The 16,971-nt window shown below is 65.2% G+C and carries 20 protein-coding genes and 1 tRNA gene; 13 read left to right on the top strand and 8 right to left on the bottom strand.

The genetic code is table 11. The features are described 5' to 3' along the window. Positions 1-40 precede the first annotated feature (40 nt). A complete protein-coding gene (locus BXA07_RS06430) occupies positions 41-607 on the bottom strand; it encodes a YceI family protein (protein ID WP_076566688.1) in 567 nt (188 codons plus the stop codon). A gap of 120 nt (positions 608-727) precedes the next feature. Here BXA07_RS06430 and BXA07_RS29995 point away from each other — a divergent pair, with 120 nt between their 5' ends. From BXA07_RS29995 to BXA07_RS06405, 6 genes are all read left to right on the top strand, one after another. Further along, positions 728-1,018 carry a hypothetical protein gene (locus BXA07_RS29995; protein ID WP_139335457.1) on the top strand — a complete coding sequence of 97 codons (291 nt, stop codon included), beginning with the start codon at positions 728-730 and terminating at the stop codon, positions 1,016-1,018. Positions 1,019-1,043: 25 nt separating this feature from the next. Continuing rightward, positions 1,044-1,658, top strand: coding sequence for a biliverdin-producing heme oxygenase (locus BXA07_RS06425; protein ID WP_139335456.1), 615 nt, complete (start codon positions 1,044-1,046; stop codon positions 1,656-1,658). Continuing rightward, positions 1,658-2,122: a YbaN family protein gene (locus BXA07_RS06420; RefSeq protein WP_083708067.1), complete on the top strand. Its 465-nt coding sequence runs from the start codon at positions 1,658-1,660 to the stop codon at positions 2,120-2,122. The genes BXA07_RS06425 and BXA07_RS06420 overlap by 1 nt, the downstream gene beginning before the upstream one ends. Before the next feature lie 324 nt (positions 2,123-2,446). Further along, on the top strand, positions 2,447-3,256 hold the full coding sequence (locus tag BXA07_RS06415; RefSeq protein WP_076566686.1) for a methionine ABC transporter ATP-binding protein: 810 nt from the start codon (positions 2,447-2,449) through the stop codon (positions 3,254-3,256). After that, positions 3,249-3,923 carry a methionine ABC transporter permease gene (locus BXA07_RS06410; RefSeq protein WP_076566684.1) on the top strand — a complete coding sequence of 225 codons (675 nt, stop codon included), beginning with the start codon at positions 3,249-3,251 and terminating at the stop codon, positions 3,921-3,923. Before BXA07_RS06415 ends, BXA07_RS06410 begins: the two co-directional genes overlap by 8 nt. 25 nt (positions 3,924-3,948) lie before the next feature. After that, positions 3,949-4,776, top strand: coding sequence for a MetQ/NlpA family ABC transporter substrate-binding protein (locus BXA07_RS06405; protein ID WP_076566682.1), 828 nt, complete (start codon positions 3,949-3,951; stop codon positions 4,774-4,776). 78 nt (positions 4,777-4,854) lie between these two features. Here BXA07_RS06405 and BXA07_RS06400 read toward each other — a convergent pair whose 3' ends face one another. Beyond that, positions 4,855-5,472, bottom strand: a complete 618-nt coding sequence (locus tag BXA07_RS06400) for an OmpW/AlkL family protein (protein WP_076566681.1) — start codon at positions 5,470-5,472, stop codon at positions 4,855-4,857. Between the two features lie 145 nt (positions 5,473-5,617). Further along, complete coding sequence (locus BXA07_RS06395) at positions 5,618-6,514, bottom strand: LysR family transcriptional regulator (RefSeq protein WP_076566679.1); 897 nt, start codon at positions 6,512-6,514, stop codon at positions 5,618-5,620. Between the two features lie 251 nt (positions 6,515-6,765). Here BXA07_RS06395 and fur point away from each other — a divergent pair, with 251 nt between their 5' ends. The 7 genes from fur to BXA07_RS06360 all read left to right on the top strand — a co-directional run bounded on the left by fur (position 6,766) and on the right by BXA07_RS06360 (position 11,462). Beyond that, on the top strand, positions 6,766-7,203 hold the full coding sequence (fur, locus tag BXA07_RS06390) for a ferric iron uptake transcriptional regulator (RefSeq protein WP_076566678.1): 438 nt from the start codon (positions 6,766-6,768) through the stop codon (positions 7,201-7,203). 68 nt (positions 7,204-7,271) lie between these two features. Continuing rightward, positions 7,272-7,637: a MerR family transcriptional regulator gene (locus BXA07_RS06385; protein ID WP_076566676.1), complete on the top strand. Its 366-nt coding sequence runs from the start codon at positions 7,272-7,274 to the stop codon at positions 7,635-7,637. Positions 7,638-7,705: 68 nt separating this feature from the next. Continuing rightward, positions 7,706-8,287, top strand: coding sequence for an NAD(P)H-dependent oxidoreductase (locus BXA07_RS06380; protein ID WP_076567115.1), 582 nt, complete (start codon positions 7,706-7,708; stop codon positions 8,285-8,287). 172 nt (positions 8,288-8,459) lie between these two features. Beyond that, a complete protein-coding gene (locus BXA07_RS06375) occupies positions 8,460-9,674 on the top strand; it encodes a SpoIIE family protein phosphatase (protein WP_170909617.1) in 1,215 nt (404 codons plus the stop codon). A gap of 65 nt (positions 9,675-9,739) precedes the next feature. After that, a complete protein-coding gene (locus BXA07_RS06370; protein WP_076566673.1) occupies positions 9,740-10,297 on the top strand; it encodes a SiaB family protein kinase in 558 nt (185 codons plus the stop codon). 22 nt (positions 10,298-10,319) lie between these two features. Beyond that, positions 10,320-10,718, top strand: coding sequence for a DUF1987 domain-containing protein (locus BXA07_RS06365; protein ID WP_076566672.1), 399 nt, complete (start codon positions 10,320-10,322; stop codon positions 10,716-10,718). A gap of 3 nt (positions 10,719-10,721) precedes the next feature. Continuing rightward, positions 10,722-11,462: a GGDEF domain-containing protein gene (locus tag BXA07_RS06360; RefSeq protein ID WP_076566670.1), complete on the top strand. Its 741-nt coding sequence runs from the start codon at positions 10,722-10,724 to the stop codon at positions 11,460-11,462. A 10-nt stretch (positions 11,463-11,472) separates the two neighbouring features. Here BXA07_RS06360 and BXA07_RS06355 read toward each other — a convergent pair whose 3' ends face one another. The 5 genes from BXA07_RS06355 to fdhE form a co-directional block, all read right to left on the bottom strand. After that, entirely contained in the window at positions 11,473-12,183 is a 711-nt protein-coding gene (locus BXA07_RS06355) for a substrate-binding periplasmic protein (RefSeq protein WP_244556203.1), read from the bottom strand. Between the two features lie 173 nt (positions 12,184-12,356). Continuing rightward, positions 12,357-12,452, bottom strand: a tRNA-Sec gene (locus BXA07_RS06350). Between the two features lie 12 nt (positions 12,453-12,464). Next, a complete protein-coding gene (gene selB, locus BXA07_RS06345; protein WP_076566667.1) occupies positions 12,465-14,420 on the bottom strand; it encodes a selenocysteine-specific translation elongation factor in 1,956 nt (651 codons plus the stop codon). Continuing rightward, a complete protein-coding gene (selA, locus tag BXA07_RS06340) occupies positions 14,417-15,826 on the bottom strand; it encodes an L-seryl-tRNA(Sec) selenium transferase (RefSeq protein WP_076566666.1) in 1,410 nt (469 codons plus the stop codon). Before selA ends, selB begins: the two co-directional genes overlap by 4 nt. Then, a complete protein-coding gene (gene fdhE, locus BXA07_RS06335; protein WP_076566664.1) occupies positions 15,826-16,875 on the bottom strand; it encodes a formate dehydrogenase accessory protein FdhE in 1,050 nt (349 codons plus the stop codon). Before fdhE ends, selA begins: the two co-directional genes overlap by 1 nt. Between the last annotated feature and the right edge of the window lie 96 nt (positions 16,876-16,971).

Here is a 16,971-nt window from a genome sequence, read left to right as displayed (position 1 = left end):
ACCGAAGTCCGCCGCCATTTCTACGTCACGCAGCCAACGATTACTGCTTGATCGCTTCGATGGCGAAGGTCAAAGTGACATCATCGCTGACGGCCGGCGCATATTTGCCGGCGTTGAATTCCGAGCGCTTGATCTTGGCCGTGGCATTGGCGCCGCAGGCGTCTTTCTTCAGCATCGGGTGCGGTGCGCAGGTAAACGACGTGACGGTCAGGGTCACCGGCTTGGTCACGCCTTTCAGGGTCAGGTTGCCTTCCACGGAGGCCAGCTTGTCGCCGTCGAAATTGAACTTGGTCGATTTATAGGTGGCGACCGGGTACTTGGCCGTGTCGAGGAAGTCTTCGCCCTGGATGTGCGTGTTGAACAGGGTCGAACCCGTATCGACGGACTTGGTGTCGATCAGCACTTCGACGGCGCCCGTCCTGGCGGCGCGGTCCAGCGTGATCTTGCCGGTGGTGTTGTTGAAGCGGCTTTGCTGCGTCGAGAAGCCCATGTGCGAGTACTCGAAACGGGGGAAAGTATGGCTGCCGTCGATGACATAGACTTCCGGAGCGGCTACGGCGGACAGCGAGAAGCCGGCGGCGGCGATAAAAGCGAGCAGTTTTTTCATTGTAAGTTCCTGTTTGGAGTGGAGGATGTCAAAACCGCAAGCAGTGCGCGAGCGCCCGCATCAAGCGGCTGGCGCAAGCAACTGCTTGTCTGGCTTCAGTTGCAACAGATTATGCATGGCATGAAGATCGATGTAAAACGGAAAATTTACCTAGTTAGCATCGAAAAAATCGATAATAGTAGATATCCCCGACAACGCCTTCTGCTGCCGATTATTGTCCGCATTGACAAAAAGATCCAGCGCTATCCGGCACAACAAATGAGAATGATTCTTGTTATTATTCGTGATGATTGCTATGATCGCGGCCTTTGCAGCGCTGCCGGCAGGCGCCAGCCCGCCGCGCCCACGCCAGCGGCCGGGCCACCTGGCGCCGGCGCGCCCGGCCATGCCGGACAAGCAGGTTTGCCTTGATTCATCCATAATAGAGCAGGAAAACATGACCGTAGCCCCCACCGATTCCACCAAATTGAACGCGCCCCCGACGCCCCCCGCCCGCAGCCAGCGCCTGAAGGCAGACACCATGGCCACGCACGACGTGCTGGACAAGCGCATCATGGCCAGCAAGCCATTCGACAACCCGCGCAATTACGCCCGTTTCCTGCAAGCGCAATACGCCTTCCTGCGCGACGTCGATGCGCTGTATGAACACGCCGGCCTGGCCGCCCTGCTGCCGGACCTGGCACAGCGCCGCCGCTACGCCAGCATCGCCGCCGACCTGCGCGACCTCGATGCGGCGCTGCCGGCCGATGCCGCCGAGCCGCCGTTCGGCGCGGAACTGGACGTGGCCACCGCGCTGGGCTGGCTGTATGTCAGCGAAGGCTCGAAGCTGGGCGCGGCCATCCTCTACAAGCTGGCGGGCAAGATCGGCCTCGACGAGCACCACGGCGCGCGCCACCTGGCAGGCCACCCCGATGGCCGCGCGCGCCACTGGCGCGACTTCACGGCCGTGCTCGATACGGCGCCGCTCGACGCCGCTGGCGAAGAACGCGTGATCGCCGGCGCGCGCGCCGCCTTCATGCGCATGCATGGCCACGTCGAGGCGTGCGCCTGATGGAAGAGCGCCGCGCCCAGCCTGCGCAGCGCGAAGCGCACGTCCTGCGCCTGCGCCGCTGGGCCTGGACGGCGGCCGGCGCCTTGATGGTACTGCTAGGCATCATCGGCGCCATGCTGCCCGTGATGCCGACGACCATCTTCCTGATCCTCGCCCTGGCCTGCTTCAGCCGCGCCTCGCCGCGCCTCGAACACTGGCTGCTGCACCATCCCCGCTTCGGCGCGCCGCTGCGCCAGTGGCGCGAACACCGCGCCGTGTCGCGGCGCGGCAAGGCCATGGCCTGCCTGGGCATGGCCATCGGCTTCATCGCCATGTGCCTCGGCCATCCGCCGTGGTGGGTCATCGCCATGGTGGGCGCCATGGAAATGGCCGTCATCATTTACCTGCTGCGCCGTCCGGAAGGTCCGCAGTCCGCCGACGCCGGGGCAGAATCTGCCCGGCAGGACAGGAATGCCGGGCAGTAAACCACACCCCGTGCAGCACCAACACGGCAAGTCAGCGTAACGTCACATAAAAACACGTTTTTGCGCCGCCACGGCGCGGCGAACTTTTTACCAAGAAAGGGCTCTGCCACGCCTGCCGGCACGATTTAATTCGGCAAAAATATGGCTTTCCCGCTTTTTCCACTTGAAAACATCTACATAGACATTATTTGCATATTCAAAGCAAGATTCTGTCGTAGGAGTAATAACGCGATCGGAGGTATACTACGCAACCGACGTAACAGGCTGGGCGATTTGGCCCCTGCAAGCAAGCCTGTCACGGTCCAATAAAAAAGGAAACACTGCATGACCACACCACACCGTACGCCGGTGATTCGCATCGATGGCGCGAACAAGACCTTCGCGCTGCCCAAGGGCGAACAATTCCACGCGGTCAAATCGGTCACGCTGGAAGTCTATCCCGGTGATATTTTCGGCCTGATCGGCAAGAGCGGCGCCGGCAAATCGACCCTGCTGCGCCTGATTAACCTGCTCGAACGTCCCGACAGCGGCACCATTACCGTGGCCGGACGCGAACTGACGCGCCTGGGCAAGAGCGACTTGCGCGACGCGCGCCAAAATATCGGCATGATTTTCCAGCAATTCAACCTGCTGCAAAACGCCAGCGTCTTCGACAACGTCGCCTTCCCATTGAAAATCCATGGCACGACCAAGGGCGAGCAGATCGCCGCCAGGGTCGAGGAATGCCTGGCGCTCGTCGGCCTGTCCGACAAGCTGCACAGCTATCCGGCGCAACTGTCCGGCGGGCAGAAGCAGCGCGTGGCCATCGCCCGCGCCCTGGCCAGCCACCCGGACGTGCTGCTGTGCGACGAGCCGACCTCCGCGCTGGACGCGGAAACGACGCGCGCCCTGCTCGACACCTTGCGCGACATCAATGCGCGCCTCGGCGTGACCATCGTCATCGTCAGCCATGAGCTGTCGGTGCTGGGCGCCATCTGCAACCGCGTCGCCGTCGTGGAAAACGGCGCCATCGCCGAACAATTCGACTTGAGCGACACGGCCACCCCGCGCAAGACGGCGCTGGGACGCGAACTGGCGTATTACGGCACCGAGGCGTTTGAAGCCACCGCATGGAAGGATGCAACACATGTTTGAAGAATCGATCAATAACGTCATCAAGCTGCTGCCGGAAATCTGGGTGGCGCTGGGCCAGACCATGACCATGCTGGGCATCGGCCTCACCGCCGCCATCCTCATCGGCGGCCCGCTGGGCATTTTGCTGTTCCTCGTCTCGGAAGGCCAGTCGCTGGAAAACCGCCCCCTGTCGACGATACTGGGCTGGCTGGTCAATACCGTGCGCAGCTTCCCCTTCATCATCCTGCTCGTCGCCCTGACGCCGTTTACGCGCATCATCGCGGGCACGTCGATCGGTCCGCTGGCGGCCAGCGTGCCGCTGTCGTTCGCCGCCATTCCCTACCTGGCGCGCCTGGTGGAGCAGAACCTGCGCGAAGTGCCGCGCGGCGTGATCGAGGCGGCGCACGCCATGGGCGCCTCGGAGCTGCAGATCATCTTCCGCGTGCTGCTGGTGGAAGCGCGCTCCGGCCTGGTGCTGGCGCTGACCGTGCTGTCGATCAGCTTCCTGTCGTATTCGGCCGTGGCCGGCGTGGTGGGCGGCGGCGGCATCGGCGACCTGGCCATCCGCTACGGCTACTACCGCTTCGAGACGGACATCATGGTTGCCACCGTGGCCATCCTGATCGTGCTGGTGCAGACCATCCAGTTCGCCGGCACGCGCATCGCCAAGCGCCTCGACAAACGTTAATTCATATTCAGAAACAAGGACCTACATGAACCACATACGCCGCAACCTGCTGCTGGCCGCCGCCAGCCTGGCCTTTGCCACCGCCGCCCACGCCAAGGACCCGAAGGAACTCGTCATCGGCACCAGCTCCGGCCCGTACTCCGACCAGCTGAAGCTGGGCATCAAGCCCATCCTGGAAAAACAGGGCTACAAGGTCAAGATCGTGGAATTCAACGACTACGTGCAGCCGAACTACGCGCTGGCCGAAGGCTCGCTGGACGCCAACGTGTTCCAGCACATCGTGTACCTGACCAAGTTCGCCACCGATAACAAGCTGCCCTTGAGCTCCTTGATCACCGTGCCGACCATGCCGATCGGCCTGTACGGCGGCAAGCAGAAAACCCTCGCCGAAGTCAAGAACGGCGCCACCATCACCATGCCGAACGATCCGACCAACCAGGCGCGCGCGCTGGTGATGCTGGCCAAGATGGGCTGGATCAAGCTCAAGCCGAACGTCGACCCGCTGCGCGCGTCCGAGCGCGACGTGCTGGAGAACCCGAAGAAGCTGAAACTGGTGCCGCTGGAAGCGGCGCAGCTGCCACGTTCGCTGGCAGACGCCGACTACGCTTTTGTGAACGGTAACTTCGCGCTGGCCGCCGGCATGAAGCTGACATCGGCCCTTAGCGTGGAAAAGATCTCGGACAGCTACATCAACCTGGTCGCCATCCGCACGGCCGACAAGGGCAAGCCATGGGTCAAGGACCTGGAAGCGGCCTACCGCTCGCGCGCCTTCCTCGACGCGACGAACAAGTATTTGGCCGGCTACGAAAAGACGGACTACCAGCTGGCGCTGGAAAAGACGCTGAAAAAATAAGCGGCGTGCACCAAACGTAAAAAGGACGGCCAAGGCCGTCCTTTTTTATTGTCCGCGCCTTGCGGGCGCTATCATGACTTAGAAGCGGTAGCCGACGCCTACGCCGATCAGGATAGGATCGACCTTGACTTCGCTGGCCTTGGCGCCAGCGATGAAGACGTCGCTGCGGATCTGCACTTTCTTGATGTCGAAGTTCAGCGACCAGTTCTTGTCCAGCTTGTAGTCGACACCGGCTTGCAGCGAGTAACCCCAGCTGTCATGCTCCAGGCGGCCGGCGCCGTTCAGCAATTTCACGTCGGAGATATTCGTGTAGTTGATGCCGGCACCCACGTAAGGGCTGAACTGTTTTTCCGGCATGAAGTGGTATTGCAGCGACAGGGTCGGCGGCAGGTGCTTGAAGGTGCCGATATTGTTGCCGTCGAGCTTGACGTCATGCTTTTGCGGGTAGGTCAGGATCAGCTCGGCAGCGATATTCGGCGTGAAGAAGTACGAGATATCGACTTCAGGAATCGTCTTGCTGCTGACCGTCAAACGGTCGGATGCGCCGACGCCACCGACAGGAGCAGATTTATCGGCCGGATCAATGTGCACGGCGCGCGCACGGACCAGCCATGGGCCTTCCTGTGCCATTGCGTTGCCGGCGAATGCGCCGATGGCGGCCAAAACGATTGCTGCTGCAGTTGCGGACTTTTTCATTTTATTTCCCTCTGTCGTTAAGTAACGCTGCGAAGTCTAAGAGTGCAGTGCAACAAAAACTTTGATCCACATCAAATAGTGCTAGATGGCATCAACAGAGGGATTTTTTTCTTTGCCCAGGTCAAGAAAATGCGGCATTGCAAAATCAAGCCGCCTCGGCGAACAGGCCGGCGACCCAGTCGGCAAACACGCGCACGCGCGGCGACAATTGCCGGTGGTGGGGATACAGCACGGACACGGGCAAGGGGTCGGGCCGCAGGTGCGCCAGCACTTCCACCAGCTCCCCGGCCGCCAGCGCCCGCTCCAGGTGGTAGCGGGGCGCCTGGATCAGGCCCATGCCCGCCCGGCAGCAGGCGTGATACGCGTCCGCGTTATTGACGGACACCGTGCCCGGCAAGGCCACGCTGTGGCGCTGGCCGTCCACCTTGAAATCGAAGGGCCAGACCTTGCCCGTATGGGCCGAAAAGAAATTGACGGCGCGGTGGCCCGCCAGCTGCGCCAGGTTCTGCGGCGTGCCGTGCGCGGCCAGGTAGGCGGGGCTGGCGCACGTCATCTGCTCCAGCAGCGCGACCCTGCGCGCCACCATGGACGAGTCGCCAAGCTCTCCCACGCGCAGCACGCAATCGACGCCTTCGCGCACCAGGTCGACGAGGCGGTCGCCCATGCCGATTTCCAGTTCGATCAGCGGGTAGCGGGCGCAGAACCGGTCCAGCACGGGCAGGACGAAATGCATGGCCAGGGTCGCGTGCAGGTCGATGCGCAGCTTGCCGGCCGGCTGCTGCGCCGCCGCACTGAACACGGCTTCCGTTTCTTCCAGGTCGGCCAGCAGCCGCGCGCAGCGCTGGTAATACGCTTCGCCGTCGGGCGTGGGCGTCACTTGCCGCGTGGTTCGCTGCAGCAGGCGCACGCGCAGCCGCGCTTCGAGCTGCTTGATCGCATGCGTGACGGTGGCCTTCGGATAGCCGAGGTCATGCGCCGCCTGCGTGAAACTGCGCAGCTCGACGATGCGCGTAAAGATGCGCATCGCATCGAATCGGTCCATGGCTCCTCCATTGTTATTGCCTGCTGCACAGTGTATCGATGGGGGCGCCATTTTTCCATCCTCAACGACAACGGGCACGCAAGTTGCCCGCCGCCCAAGCGCCACGTGCGCCGATGTCACTGGATGGCCGCCGGCCCGCGCGCCATACTATTTCCCGCGCACACATGAGAATGGTAATGATTATCATTTGCGATATAATGCAGGTTCACGCTTAAGCGCTCGCTCAGGCGACAATAAAAGGAATGGGAGACATGGATATATTGAGGGAACTGCGTGAATCGGGCTTGAAAGTGACCATCCCCCGCTTGCGGATTCTGCAGCTGTTCCAGGAAGGCGGCATCAAGCACCTGAGTGCGGACGATGTGTATAAGCTCTTGCTGGCCGAAAAGATCGACGTGGGCCTGGCCACCATCTACCGCGTGCTGATGCAGTTTGCCGAAGCTGGCATCCTGTTCCGCCGGCACTTCGAATCGGGCCACGCCGTCTTCGAGCTGAACGAAGGCCAGCACCACGACCACCTGGTCTGCACGGGCTGCGGCAAGGTCGATGAATTCGTCGACGAAGGCATCGAACTGCGCCAGAACGAGATCGCCGCCGAACGGGGCTTCGTGCTGCACGAGCACGCGCTGTCGCTGTACGGCACCTGCGCCGAGTGCACGGCGAAGAAAATCCCGCCGCGCCGGGCCTGAGGGTGCCCGGCCGCCTGGCCGCTGCGGCCTTGCGGTAAGATTCGCTCACGCTTGAGAAAGGATCACCCATGTACATCGGAGAAATCGCCCGCCTGGCGGGCACCTCGCCCAAGGCCCTGCGCCACTATGAAGCGCTGGGCTTGCTGGGCGACGTGCGCCGTTCCGGCGCCTACCGCGTCTACACGCAGCAGGACCTGGCGCAAGTCAAACTGATACGCCAGGCGCAGGCGCTGGGCTTCCGCCTGGCCGAACTGCTGCCCCTGCTGGCCGGCGACGAGACCGACTGGGCCGCCCTGTCGCAGCATATCGGCGCCAAGCGCGCGCAGATACGGCAGGATATCGCCCGCCTGCGCCAGCTTGACGCGCAACTGGCCGACATCGACGCGGAAATCGGCGACTGCCTGGCGCGCCAGCACCTGCAAGCGGCCGCTTGACTCTGCCATTAGGGGCAGGCTTTAGCATGCAGGCTGTTCTATAACGGAAAGCCTGCAGCATGAGCAAAATGACACCGAAGCGCATTCTTATTATCCTCGGCCACCCTTCCGGCGACAGTTTCTGCGCCGCCCTGGCCGACGCCTATGCCGCCACGGCCCGCAGCGCGGGCCACGCCGTGCGCGAGCTGCGCCTGGGCCAGCTGGACTTCGACCAGAACCTGCATGAAGGCTACCGCCAGGTGCAGCCGCTGGAAGCGGACTTGCTGGCGGCGCAGGAAGCCATCAGCTGGGCCGGACACCTGGTGTTCGCCTACCCGATCTGGTGGGGCGGCGCGCCGGCCCTGCTGAAAGGTTTTGTCGACCGCATCTTCCTGCCCGGCTTCGCTTTCAAGTACCGCCCGGGCAAGGCTTTTCCGGCACAGCTGCTGAAGGGCCGCACGGCCCAGCTGCTGGTGGCGATGGATACGCCGCCATGGTACTTCCGCTGGGTCTACCGCATGCCCGGCATCCACCAGCTGCGCAAGACGACGCTGGAGTTCTGCGGCGTCAAGCCCGTCAAGGTGGCCAGTTTCGGCCCCATGATCAATTCCACCGAAGCGCAGCGCCAACGCTGGCTGGAGCAGGCGCAGACGCTGGCCCGGGGCCTGTAAGTTGCTTGCCCTACAGCCATCTTGCATACGGTTTTGACAAGCAGGTAATCAAGGCGTCACATTCGACGGCTACCATGATGATATTGCCTGTTTGTCAGCCGCCTTGCCGTCGCGACAACAAGGGTCCGATCGTCATGTAAAGGTAGCCGCTGTGGAGTTCAACGCTTCTCGATTGCATCTTCCCCGTTATCGCACGTCCGTGGCCGCCGACCTGTGCATCCCCACGGAATCGGTGCAGGCCGACGCCAGCAATTTCGCCGTGCTGGAACTGTTTACGGAGCGGCGCGACATGATGAGCCTGCCCGTCACGGAACAGCAGAAGCCCATCGGTTTGATCAGCCGCAATATCTTCATGTCGCAGATGTCCAAGCCCTTCTACCACGAGGTGTATGGCAAGAAGAGCTGCATCGCCTTCATGGACAAGGAACCGCTGATCGTCGACGGCGCCATGAGCATCGAGGACCTCACCTTCCGCGCCGTGGAAGCGGGCGAAAAGGCGCTGGCCGACGGCTTCATCATCACCGAGGACGGCGCGCTGGCCGGCGTGGGCTTCGGCCTGCAGCTGATGAACGTGGTGGCCACCATGCAGGCGGAAAAGAACCGGCAAATCATGCACAGCATCGATTACGCCAGCGTGATCCAGCGCGCGCTGCTGCGCACCTCCGATGCGGAACTGCGCGCCACCCTGCCCGACGCCCACCTGGAATGGCAGCCGCGCGACGTCGTCGGCGGCGATTTCTACTTCTTCGAGCGCCACGACGGGGGCTGGTTCGCCGCCATCGCCGACTGCACGGGGCACGGCGTGCCGGGCGCCTTCATGACCCTGATCGCCTCGTCGGCCCTGAGCCAGGCCTTGCGCGAATGGGGGCCGCGCGACCCGGCCGCCCTGATCGGCGCCGTCAGCCGCGCCATCAAGACCCTGCTGGGACAGGACGCCGGCAGCGGCGAGGCCACCGGCCACGCCGGCTCGAACGACGGCATGGATTGCGCCTTCCTCTGCTATGACGACGCCTGCGCCAGCCTGCGTTTCGCGGGGGCGAAACTGGCGCTGCACGTGGTGGCGCCCGGCGAAGACAGCGTGCGCGCCATCGACGGCGCGCGCATGGGCGTCGGCTATGTCGACACGCCGCCCGGCTACTGCTGGCACAACGAGACGCTGGCGGCGCCCGCGGGCAGCCTGCTGTTCCTCACCACCGACGGCTTGCTCGACCAGATCGGCGGCGCGCGCGACATCGCCTACGGCAAGCGGCGCATGCGCGAACAGCTGCTGGCGCAGCGCGATGCGCCGGCAGCCGACGTGGCGGCGGCGCTGCTGCGCGATAGCGCGGCATGGCAAGGCAGGCAGCCGCGCCGCGACGACCTGACCTTTTTCTGTTTCCGTCTGTAGTTTGATGCCCATCAAGCCCCCTTATCAACAAGAAACCGGGTCACCGGCTAGCCAGGAGCACTGACGTGCTGTACGAAGAATTCAACGAGTTTTGGGACGTGGCGCGCAAGCGCAACATCATCTTTTTTTACGTGGGCTATTTCTCGCAGCACGTGGTCAGCGCCATTTCCGAAACCATCAAGGCGCGCCTCGACACGGCCGGCGCGGCCGGTCCCACGCGGCGGCGCATTTTTTCCTCGTTCATCGAGATGTCGCAAAACATCATGCATTATTCGGCCGACAGCCTGACGCCCGATGCGCAGCTGGACCAGCAGATGCGGCGCGGCTCGTTCTGCATCGGCACGCGCGGCGACAGCTTTTTTCTGCTGTGCGCCAATCCCGTCTCGACGGACAACGTGGCGCAGATCCGCGCCCGCCTGGAACCGCTGCACACGATGACGATGGAGGAAATCCGCCTGGCCTACAAGAAGGCCCTGCGCGAGGAAGCGCCGCCCGACAGCAAGGGCGCGGGCCTGGGTTTCCTCACCATGGCGCGCGACGCCAGCGAACCGCTGGAATTCGAATTCGTGCAGGACCCCCAGGAGCCGGGCCACACCATCTTCTGCATCAAAGCCATCATTTGAAAGAGCCGACTCAGGAAAGCATATGCAATTACCGTCACCACTGTTCATCGCCGCGACACCGAGTTCGCCCGAAATCGACTTCCGTTTCGAGCAGCACACCCTGTCGGTCAAGGGCGAGTCCTATCCGGAAAACGCGGCCGCCTTCTATGGCCCGCTGATCGCCGCCGTGCGCGCCTACCTGGAAGGCTGCCGCGCAGCCGCCATCACCGTGAATGTCTCGCTGGCCTACTTCAACAGCTCCAGCACGAAGATGCTGTTTACCCTGTTCGACGCGCTGAACCAGGCGGCCGCGGACGGCAACCAGGTGCGCCTGAACTGGTACCACGACGAGGACGACGACACCATCCTGGAATTCGGCCAGGAGCTGCAGCAGGACTTCACGGCCCTCGATTTCCACGACCATCCCGTGCAGGGCAACTGAGGCATGCGCGCCGCCATCTCCGAGGCCGGACTGGAGCCCGACCTGTTCACCGTGGAAGCGGCGGCGCTGGCCGCCGCGCGCCGCATGCATGCCGACGCCGGCGCGTCGGGCGCGGATCAGCGGCGCATGCTCGGTGAACTGATCAATCACTATGAACGGCTGATGCGCGAGACGCGCCGCCTGATCGGCCGCAGCGACCGGGCCGAACGCGACATGCATCTGCTGAACCGCCAGTTGCAAACCCTGGCCGGCCAGCTCGAATACCGCGCCACGCACGACCCGCTGACGGGCGCCCTGAACCGCGGCGCCGTGATCGACCACGCCTCGCGCTGCCTGGCGCAGGGCGACATGGCGCTGATCGTGCTCGATATCGACCTGTTCAAGCAGGTCAACGACGATTTCGGCCACCCGGCGGGCGACGGCGTGATCCAGGCCGTGGTGGACTGTTTAAAAGGGTTGTTGGGACAGGAAACGGCCATCGGCCGGGTCGGCGGCGAGGAATTCTCCGTCGTCTGGCCCACCTCCTCGCGCGACGAGGCGGCGCACATCGCCCAGCGCATCTGCGATACCGTCGGGCGCCAGCGCCATGCGGCGCCCATCACGCGGGCCATCACCGTCAGCGTGGGGTTGAGCTGGAACCGCGCCGGCACGGCATTTGAAACGGCCTACAGCCATGCCGACCAGGCCCTGTACCAGGCCAAGCGCGAGGGGCGCAACCGCGTGCGCCAGTGGCTGGAAAGCTGACGCTGCAACGCTAGCGTGTCAGTTCGCGCGCCATGCTGCCGTCGCGGCGCATGGCGGCAGCGGCGCGCTGCATGGCCGCCACCTGCGCCTCGGGCACCTTGAGGTTGCATGCCAGGTAAGTCTGCACGCGGTTGAAGGTCAGCAGCGGCACCACCTTGCCCTCCCACTCCTTGCCGACGAAGGGCTTGCTGCCCACGGCCATGCCGACGGCCCACAGGTCGATGCGGCCCAGCAGCAGCTTTTGCGGATTGATCCACTCCTGCGTGACGGGCGCCACGCTCATGCCGTGCTGGCGCAGGTAGTCGTCGCGCGCGTCGCCGAGCACCGTGCCGATGACCAGGCCGCGCGCATCGGCCAGGGTGCGCAGCGCCAGGTGCCGCTCGGCCAGGCCATACAGTATCCATTCCGCTTCGTTGAGGGGACCGATCCAGCGAAACCGCGCTTCGCGCTCTTGCGTGCGCGTGGTGGAAAAGACGCAGGTGTCGGCCTCGCGCAGCGCCTGCGCATATGCGCGCTTCCACGGCAGCAGTTCTATCGTATAGCCGATGCCGGCGCGCGCCATGATGTCGCGCACCTTCAGCGTTTCTCGTCCCACGACGGTGTTGCCTTCCATCATGCTCGACGGCGGCAAGTGCTCGCCGACGATGCGCAGGCCCTCCGCCCCGGCCGCCGCCGGCAGCAACAGCGCCGCCAGCAGCCATGCCATGCTTGCTTGTTTCATCCTTGCCTTCTTCTACTACAGGGGATACACGTCCCTGCCACCTGCAGGATGGTACCATCGGCCCCCGCCGCCCTTCCTCGAAAGTTATCAATTAAACCATTAATTCTCCGTAACGTGGCTCGGGGCCAACGCTGGGCAAGAAAATGCGAGGGGAAGATGGCAAGAAAAATAACTGGCGGAAAACAGTAGGAGTCGAACCTACGGGAGAACGTCTGACGCCCTCCACCGGGTTTGAAGCCCGGCCACATCACCGGATGAGTGTGCTTTCCGCGGAGCCTGAGCTAGCTGCTGGCCAAGGCTGCGGTGTAGGACCACAGCGCTTGCGGACGCAATAGATGCCCATTGCCAACACGGCGAGTATAACCGACGCGGTCGAAGAACTCCAGAACCTGGATCGCCCGCTTGCGCCCCAGGCCGCTGGCATCGCGGAACGCAGCCGCACTGACGGCGCCGGAACCGGGCGCCAGTTCCTCGTCCAGCTCCGCTTTTTCGGTCAGAGCGCGCACCAGCTGCGCCAGCTCGGCCAGCGCCGCCGGATGGTAGAACAGGTCGTGCACCACCTGGCTGATCTGCCCTGCCTTGGCAAGCTTGCGCAACAGCCGGCGCGATTCGTCCTCGGCCAGGCCGAAGTCGCGCGCCAGGTCGCGCGTCCACGGGGGATCGAAACGCCCCTGCAGCAGCGCCGCCAGCAGCGGTTCGGCCACCGCCTGCTCCTGCGGCGTCAGTTCCACGCTGTGCGTCGGCAGGTGCAGGCTGGCGCCGCGCGCCAGCACGCCGCCCTGCGCCAGCAAGCCATCGACCAGATGGCTCCACAGGGCGTCTTCCATCTCCGCGTCGACGATGCGCTTGAGGCGCCACAGCTCCGGCCCCGCCTCGTCGGGCGCGCGCGCGTGGAAGGCCGCCAGGGCCGCCAGCAGTCTCTCTTCCAGCGCCAGCAAGGCCATTGGCGCCAGCAGCAGGGCGTCGCCGCCGCGCAGGGCGATGCGCCGCGTCTCGGGCGGCAAGGTGATGGCCGCCGCTGGCAGCAGCGACAGGCGCACCAGCAGCGATTCGCGCAAGCCCAGCGGGCTTTGCGCCAGCAGGGCCGCATAATCGCCGTGCGCGACAAACGCGGCCAGCGCGTCCAGCCAGGCCAGGCGCGCCGGGCTGCGCCGCTTGCGCGCGGGGCCAAACGGGTCGAGCACCATGCCGCCGCCCACCGTCTGCGTCGCTTGGGCATTGCGCACGACGAAGCGGTCGCCCGGCACGGCATGCATGGGAGCGTCGAACACCAGCTGCACCCTGCCCGTCTGCCCCGGCGCGAGCGTCTCGCCATCGAGCATGACGGCGCGCGCCAGCTGGTGCGCCGCGCCCAGGTGCACATGCAGCGGCGACCAGGCCTTCAATTGCACGCCCGCGTCGGGCAGCAGGGTCAGCTCCACGTCGATGCGCTCGGAACACTGCGCCAGCGCGGGCGCGACGATCCAGTTGCCCCGCTCGATGGCCTCGCGGTCGATGCCGGCCAGGTTCAGCGCCAGGCGCTGGCCCGCCATGCCCGACCCGGCCGCGCGGTTCTGCGCATGGATGCTGCGCACGCGCGCGCCCGCGCCGCCGGGCGCCAGCTGCAGGCTGTCGCCCACCGTGGCCATGCCGGCCAGCGCCGTGCCGGTGACGACGGTGCCCTGCCCCGACAGGGTGAACACGCGGTCGACGCCCAGGCGGAACAGACGCCGCTCGTCGCGTTGCGGCAGGCTGCGCGCCACCTGCGTCAGGTGCGCCAGCAGGGCCGCCACGCCGGGATCGTTGTCGCGGCTGGCGGCCGTCGGGAAGATCGGGCTGCCCGCCAGCGGCGTGCCGGCCAGCAGCGCCTCGATGTCCGCCTCCACCTGCGCCACGCGGGCGCTGTCGGCGCGGTCGACCTTGCTCAATGCCACGGCGCCGCGCGTCACGCCCAGCAGCCGCAGAATCGCCAGGTGCTCGTGCGTCTGCGGCATGACGCCGTCGTCGGCCGCCACCACGAGCAGGGCGAAGTCGATGCCCGTCACGCCGGACGCCATGGTGCGGATGAATTTTTCGTGGCCGGGCACGTCGATCACGCCCAGCACCGTGCCGTCGGCCAGCGGCAGGTAGGCGTAGCCCAGTTCTATCGAGATGCCGCGCGCCTGCTCTTCCTTCAGGCGGTCCGTGTGCACGCCCGTCAGCGCGCGCGTGAGGGTCGTCTTGCCATGGTCGATATGGCCTGCCGTGCCGACGATCATGCCGTCAACCCGGCCAGCTGCGCGATGAAGGCCGTTTCGTGCGCCGCTTCCAGGCAGCGCAGGTCCAGCCACAGCGTATCCTGGCCGATACGGCCGATCACGGGGCGCGGCAAGGCGCGCAGGCGCTGCTCCAGCAGGCCCAGCGGATTGCTCAGGCGCGAACCGGGGGCGCTGCGGACGGCCAGGCCAAAGCTGGGCAGCTGGTCGACGGGCAAGGCGCCGCTGCCGATCTGGCTGGTCACCGCTTCGGCCGTCACCACATAGGCGGCGCCGAGCGCGCCCTGCAGCAGCGGCAGCAGGGTTTGCGCCTGCGCGCGCATGGCGCAAGCGGGACGTGTCAGCAGGCGCAAGGTGGTCAGGCGGTCGGCCAGCAAGTCCGGCGCGCGGTACAGCTGCAGCACGGGGGCCAGGGCCGCCAGGGTCAGCTTGCCCACGCGCAAGGCGCGTTTCAGCGGGTTGCGCTTGATCTTGGCGATCAGGTCGGCGCGCCCGACGATGACGCCGCACTGCGGGCCGCCCAGCAATTTGTCGCCGCTGAAGGTCACCAGGTCGGCGCCCGCTGCTATCGTCTCGCGCACCGTCGTTTCATGCGGCAGGCCGTATTGCGCCAGATCAACGAGGGTGCCGCTGCCCAGGTCCACCGCCGTCGGCACGCCATGCTGTGCCGCCAGCGGCACCAGTTCGTCCAATTCCACGCTTTTCGTGAAACCGGTAATGGCGTAATTGCTGCAATGGACCTTCATCAAGAGGGCCGTGTCTTCAGTCACGCCATTGGCGTAGTCGGCCAGGTGCGTGCGGTTGGTGCTGCCCACTTCGCGCAGCACGGCGCCCGCGCGCGTCATCACGTCGGGAATGCGGAAGGCGCCGCCGATTTCCACCAGTTCCCCGCGCGAAACGATCACTTCCTTGTTCTGCGCCAAAGTATTGAGCATCAGCAGCACGGCGGCCGCATTGTTGTTGACGATGGTGGCCGCTTCGGCCCCCGTCAGTTCACGCAGCAGTTCCTCGACGAGGTCGTCGCGGTCGCCCCGCTTGCCCGTTTCCAGGTCAAATTCCAGGTTCATCGGCCACTGCAGCGCTTCCACCACGGCTTGCACGGCCGCGTCGGGCAGCAAGGCCCGGCCCAGGTTCGTGTGCAGCACCGTGCCCGTCAGGTTGAACACGGCGCGCAGCTGCGTGCGCGACTGCGCCTGCAGGCGTTCCGCCATTTGCACGACGATGGCGGCGAGCGAGGCGCCCTCTTCGCATACTGCGCCGGCCAGCATGGCCGCGCGCAGTTCGGCCAGCACGGCGCGCGCGCTGGCCAGCGTCTGCACGCGGCCGTGTTCGGCGATCAGGGCCAGGCAAGCCCCGTCGCCCAGGATGCGGTCCACCGACGGCAGGCGCACGGTCTGCTCAGTCTTCATCAGGCTGCGCCCTGGGGTTCGCTCTTGCCCAGCCACAGCAGCGGATTGCCGCTGGCGCGCTGGTAGCCGGCCTCGCCGACCAGCAGGTCGAGCATCAGGCTGGCCAGGTCGTCGGCCAGGGGCTCGACGTTGTAATCGTGTTCCTGGTTGAAGACTTTTCGATAGGTATGGCAATCGTCGCAGGTTTCCGCGCGCGCCACCTTCTTCGGGTCGTTGGCCTTGTTCGGCAATTTCTCGTCCTTGGCCGTGACGGGGTCGAACGGCGCCGCGTCAGCCGCATCGAGGCCCTGGTAGGCGATCTTGCCGTTCTGTTCGCAGGTCGAACATTTCACGCGCACCATATGCCATTCGCTTTCGCAGATGCCGCAGTGCAGGTAGCGGTAGCCCTGCGACTGGCCGCCGATGCGGATCACGCTGGCGACGGGGTGCGAGCCGCAGACGGGGCACAAGGTGCCCGTGTCGAGGTCCGGCACGCGCGCGGCGCGCAGTTCGCTGGCCGAAACCGACCACAGGATCTGCAGCGCGGCGGCGACGAAAGGCGCATGCATGGGATTGACATTGTCGCCATTCTCATCGAGCACGCAATCGGCGCAGGCATCCAGCGCGGCCACGTCGAGCGCGCGCAGCTGCGCCAGCACCTGCGTCAGGCCGCCGGACAGGGCCGGTTGCCGGGCCGCCGTGGCGGCCAGTTCATCGAGCAGGCTGGCGAAGATGTCGCGCCAGACGGGCGGACGGGCGCCATTGACGGGCAGCACCGGCATGCGGTGCTGTATCGCGCGGCGCAGCGCGTCCGGTTCGGCGGCAGGCACGGCGCCGGGCGCCAGGCGGCTCACGACGGCGGCCTGCGCATCGGCCAGCGCGGCCATCAGCACCAGGTAGCCCTGCATGCCCGCGTCGACGGGGATGCCCTTGATATTGCCCTGCGCCAATTCGCGCAAGCGCAAGGCGCGCGCCTTGAACAGGCTGTCAGGCTGCGGCAGCAGCAGGCGCGGAATCGCGTTGTGGTCCAGGCCTTCGATTTCGCCTGGCTGAAGAATGCGTTGTACCAATGGAGTTTTCCCATCAAAAAAAGCAAGGCAGCGCCAGCGGAGTAGGCTGTGCTGAAAAAGTATTTTAATCGATAAAGAGAAAGGGGCCGATCCTGT

Source organism: Janthinobacterium sp. TND4EL3 (assembly GCF_900156175.1).
Lineage (GTDB): Bacteria > Pseudomonadota > Gammaproteobacteria > Burkholderiales > Burkholderiaceae_D > Janthinobacterium.
Note: the sequence above shows the minus strand (reverse complement) of the source record. Positions and strands in the feature narration are given on the sequence as shown.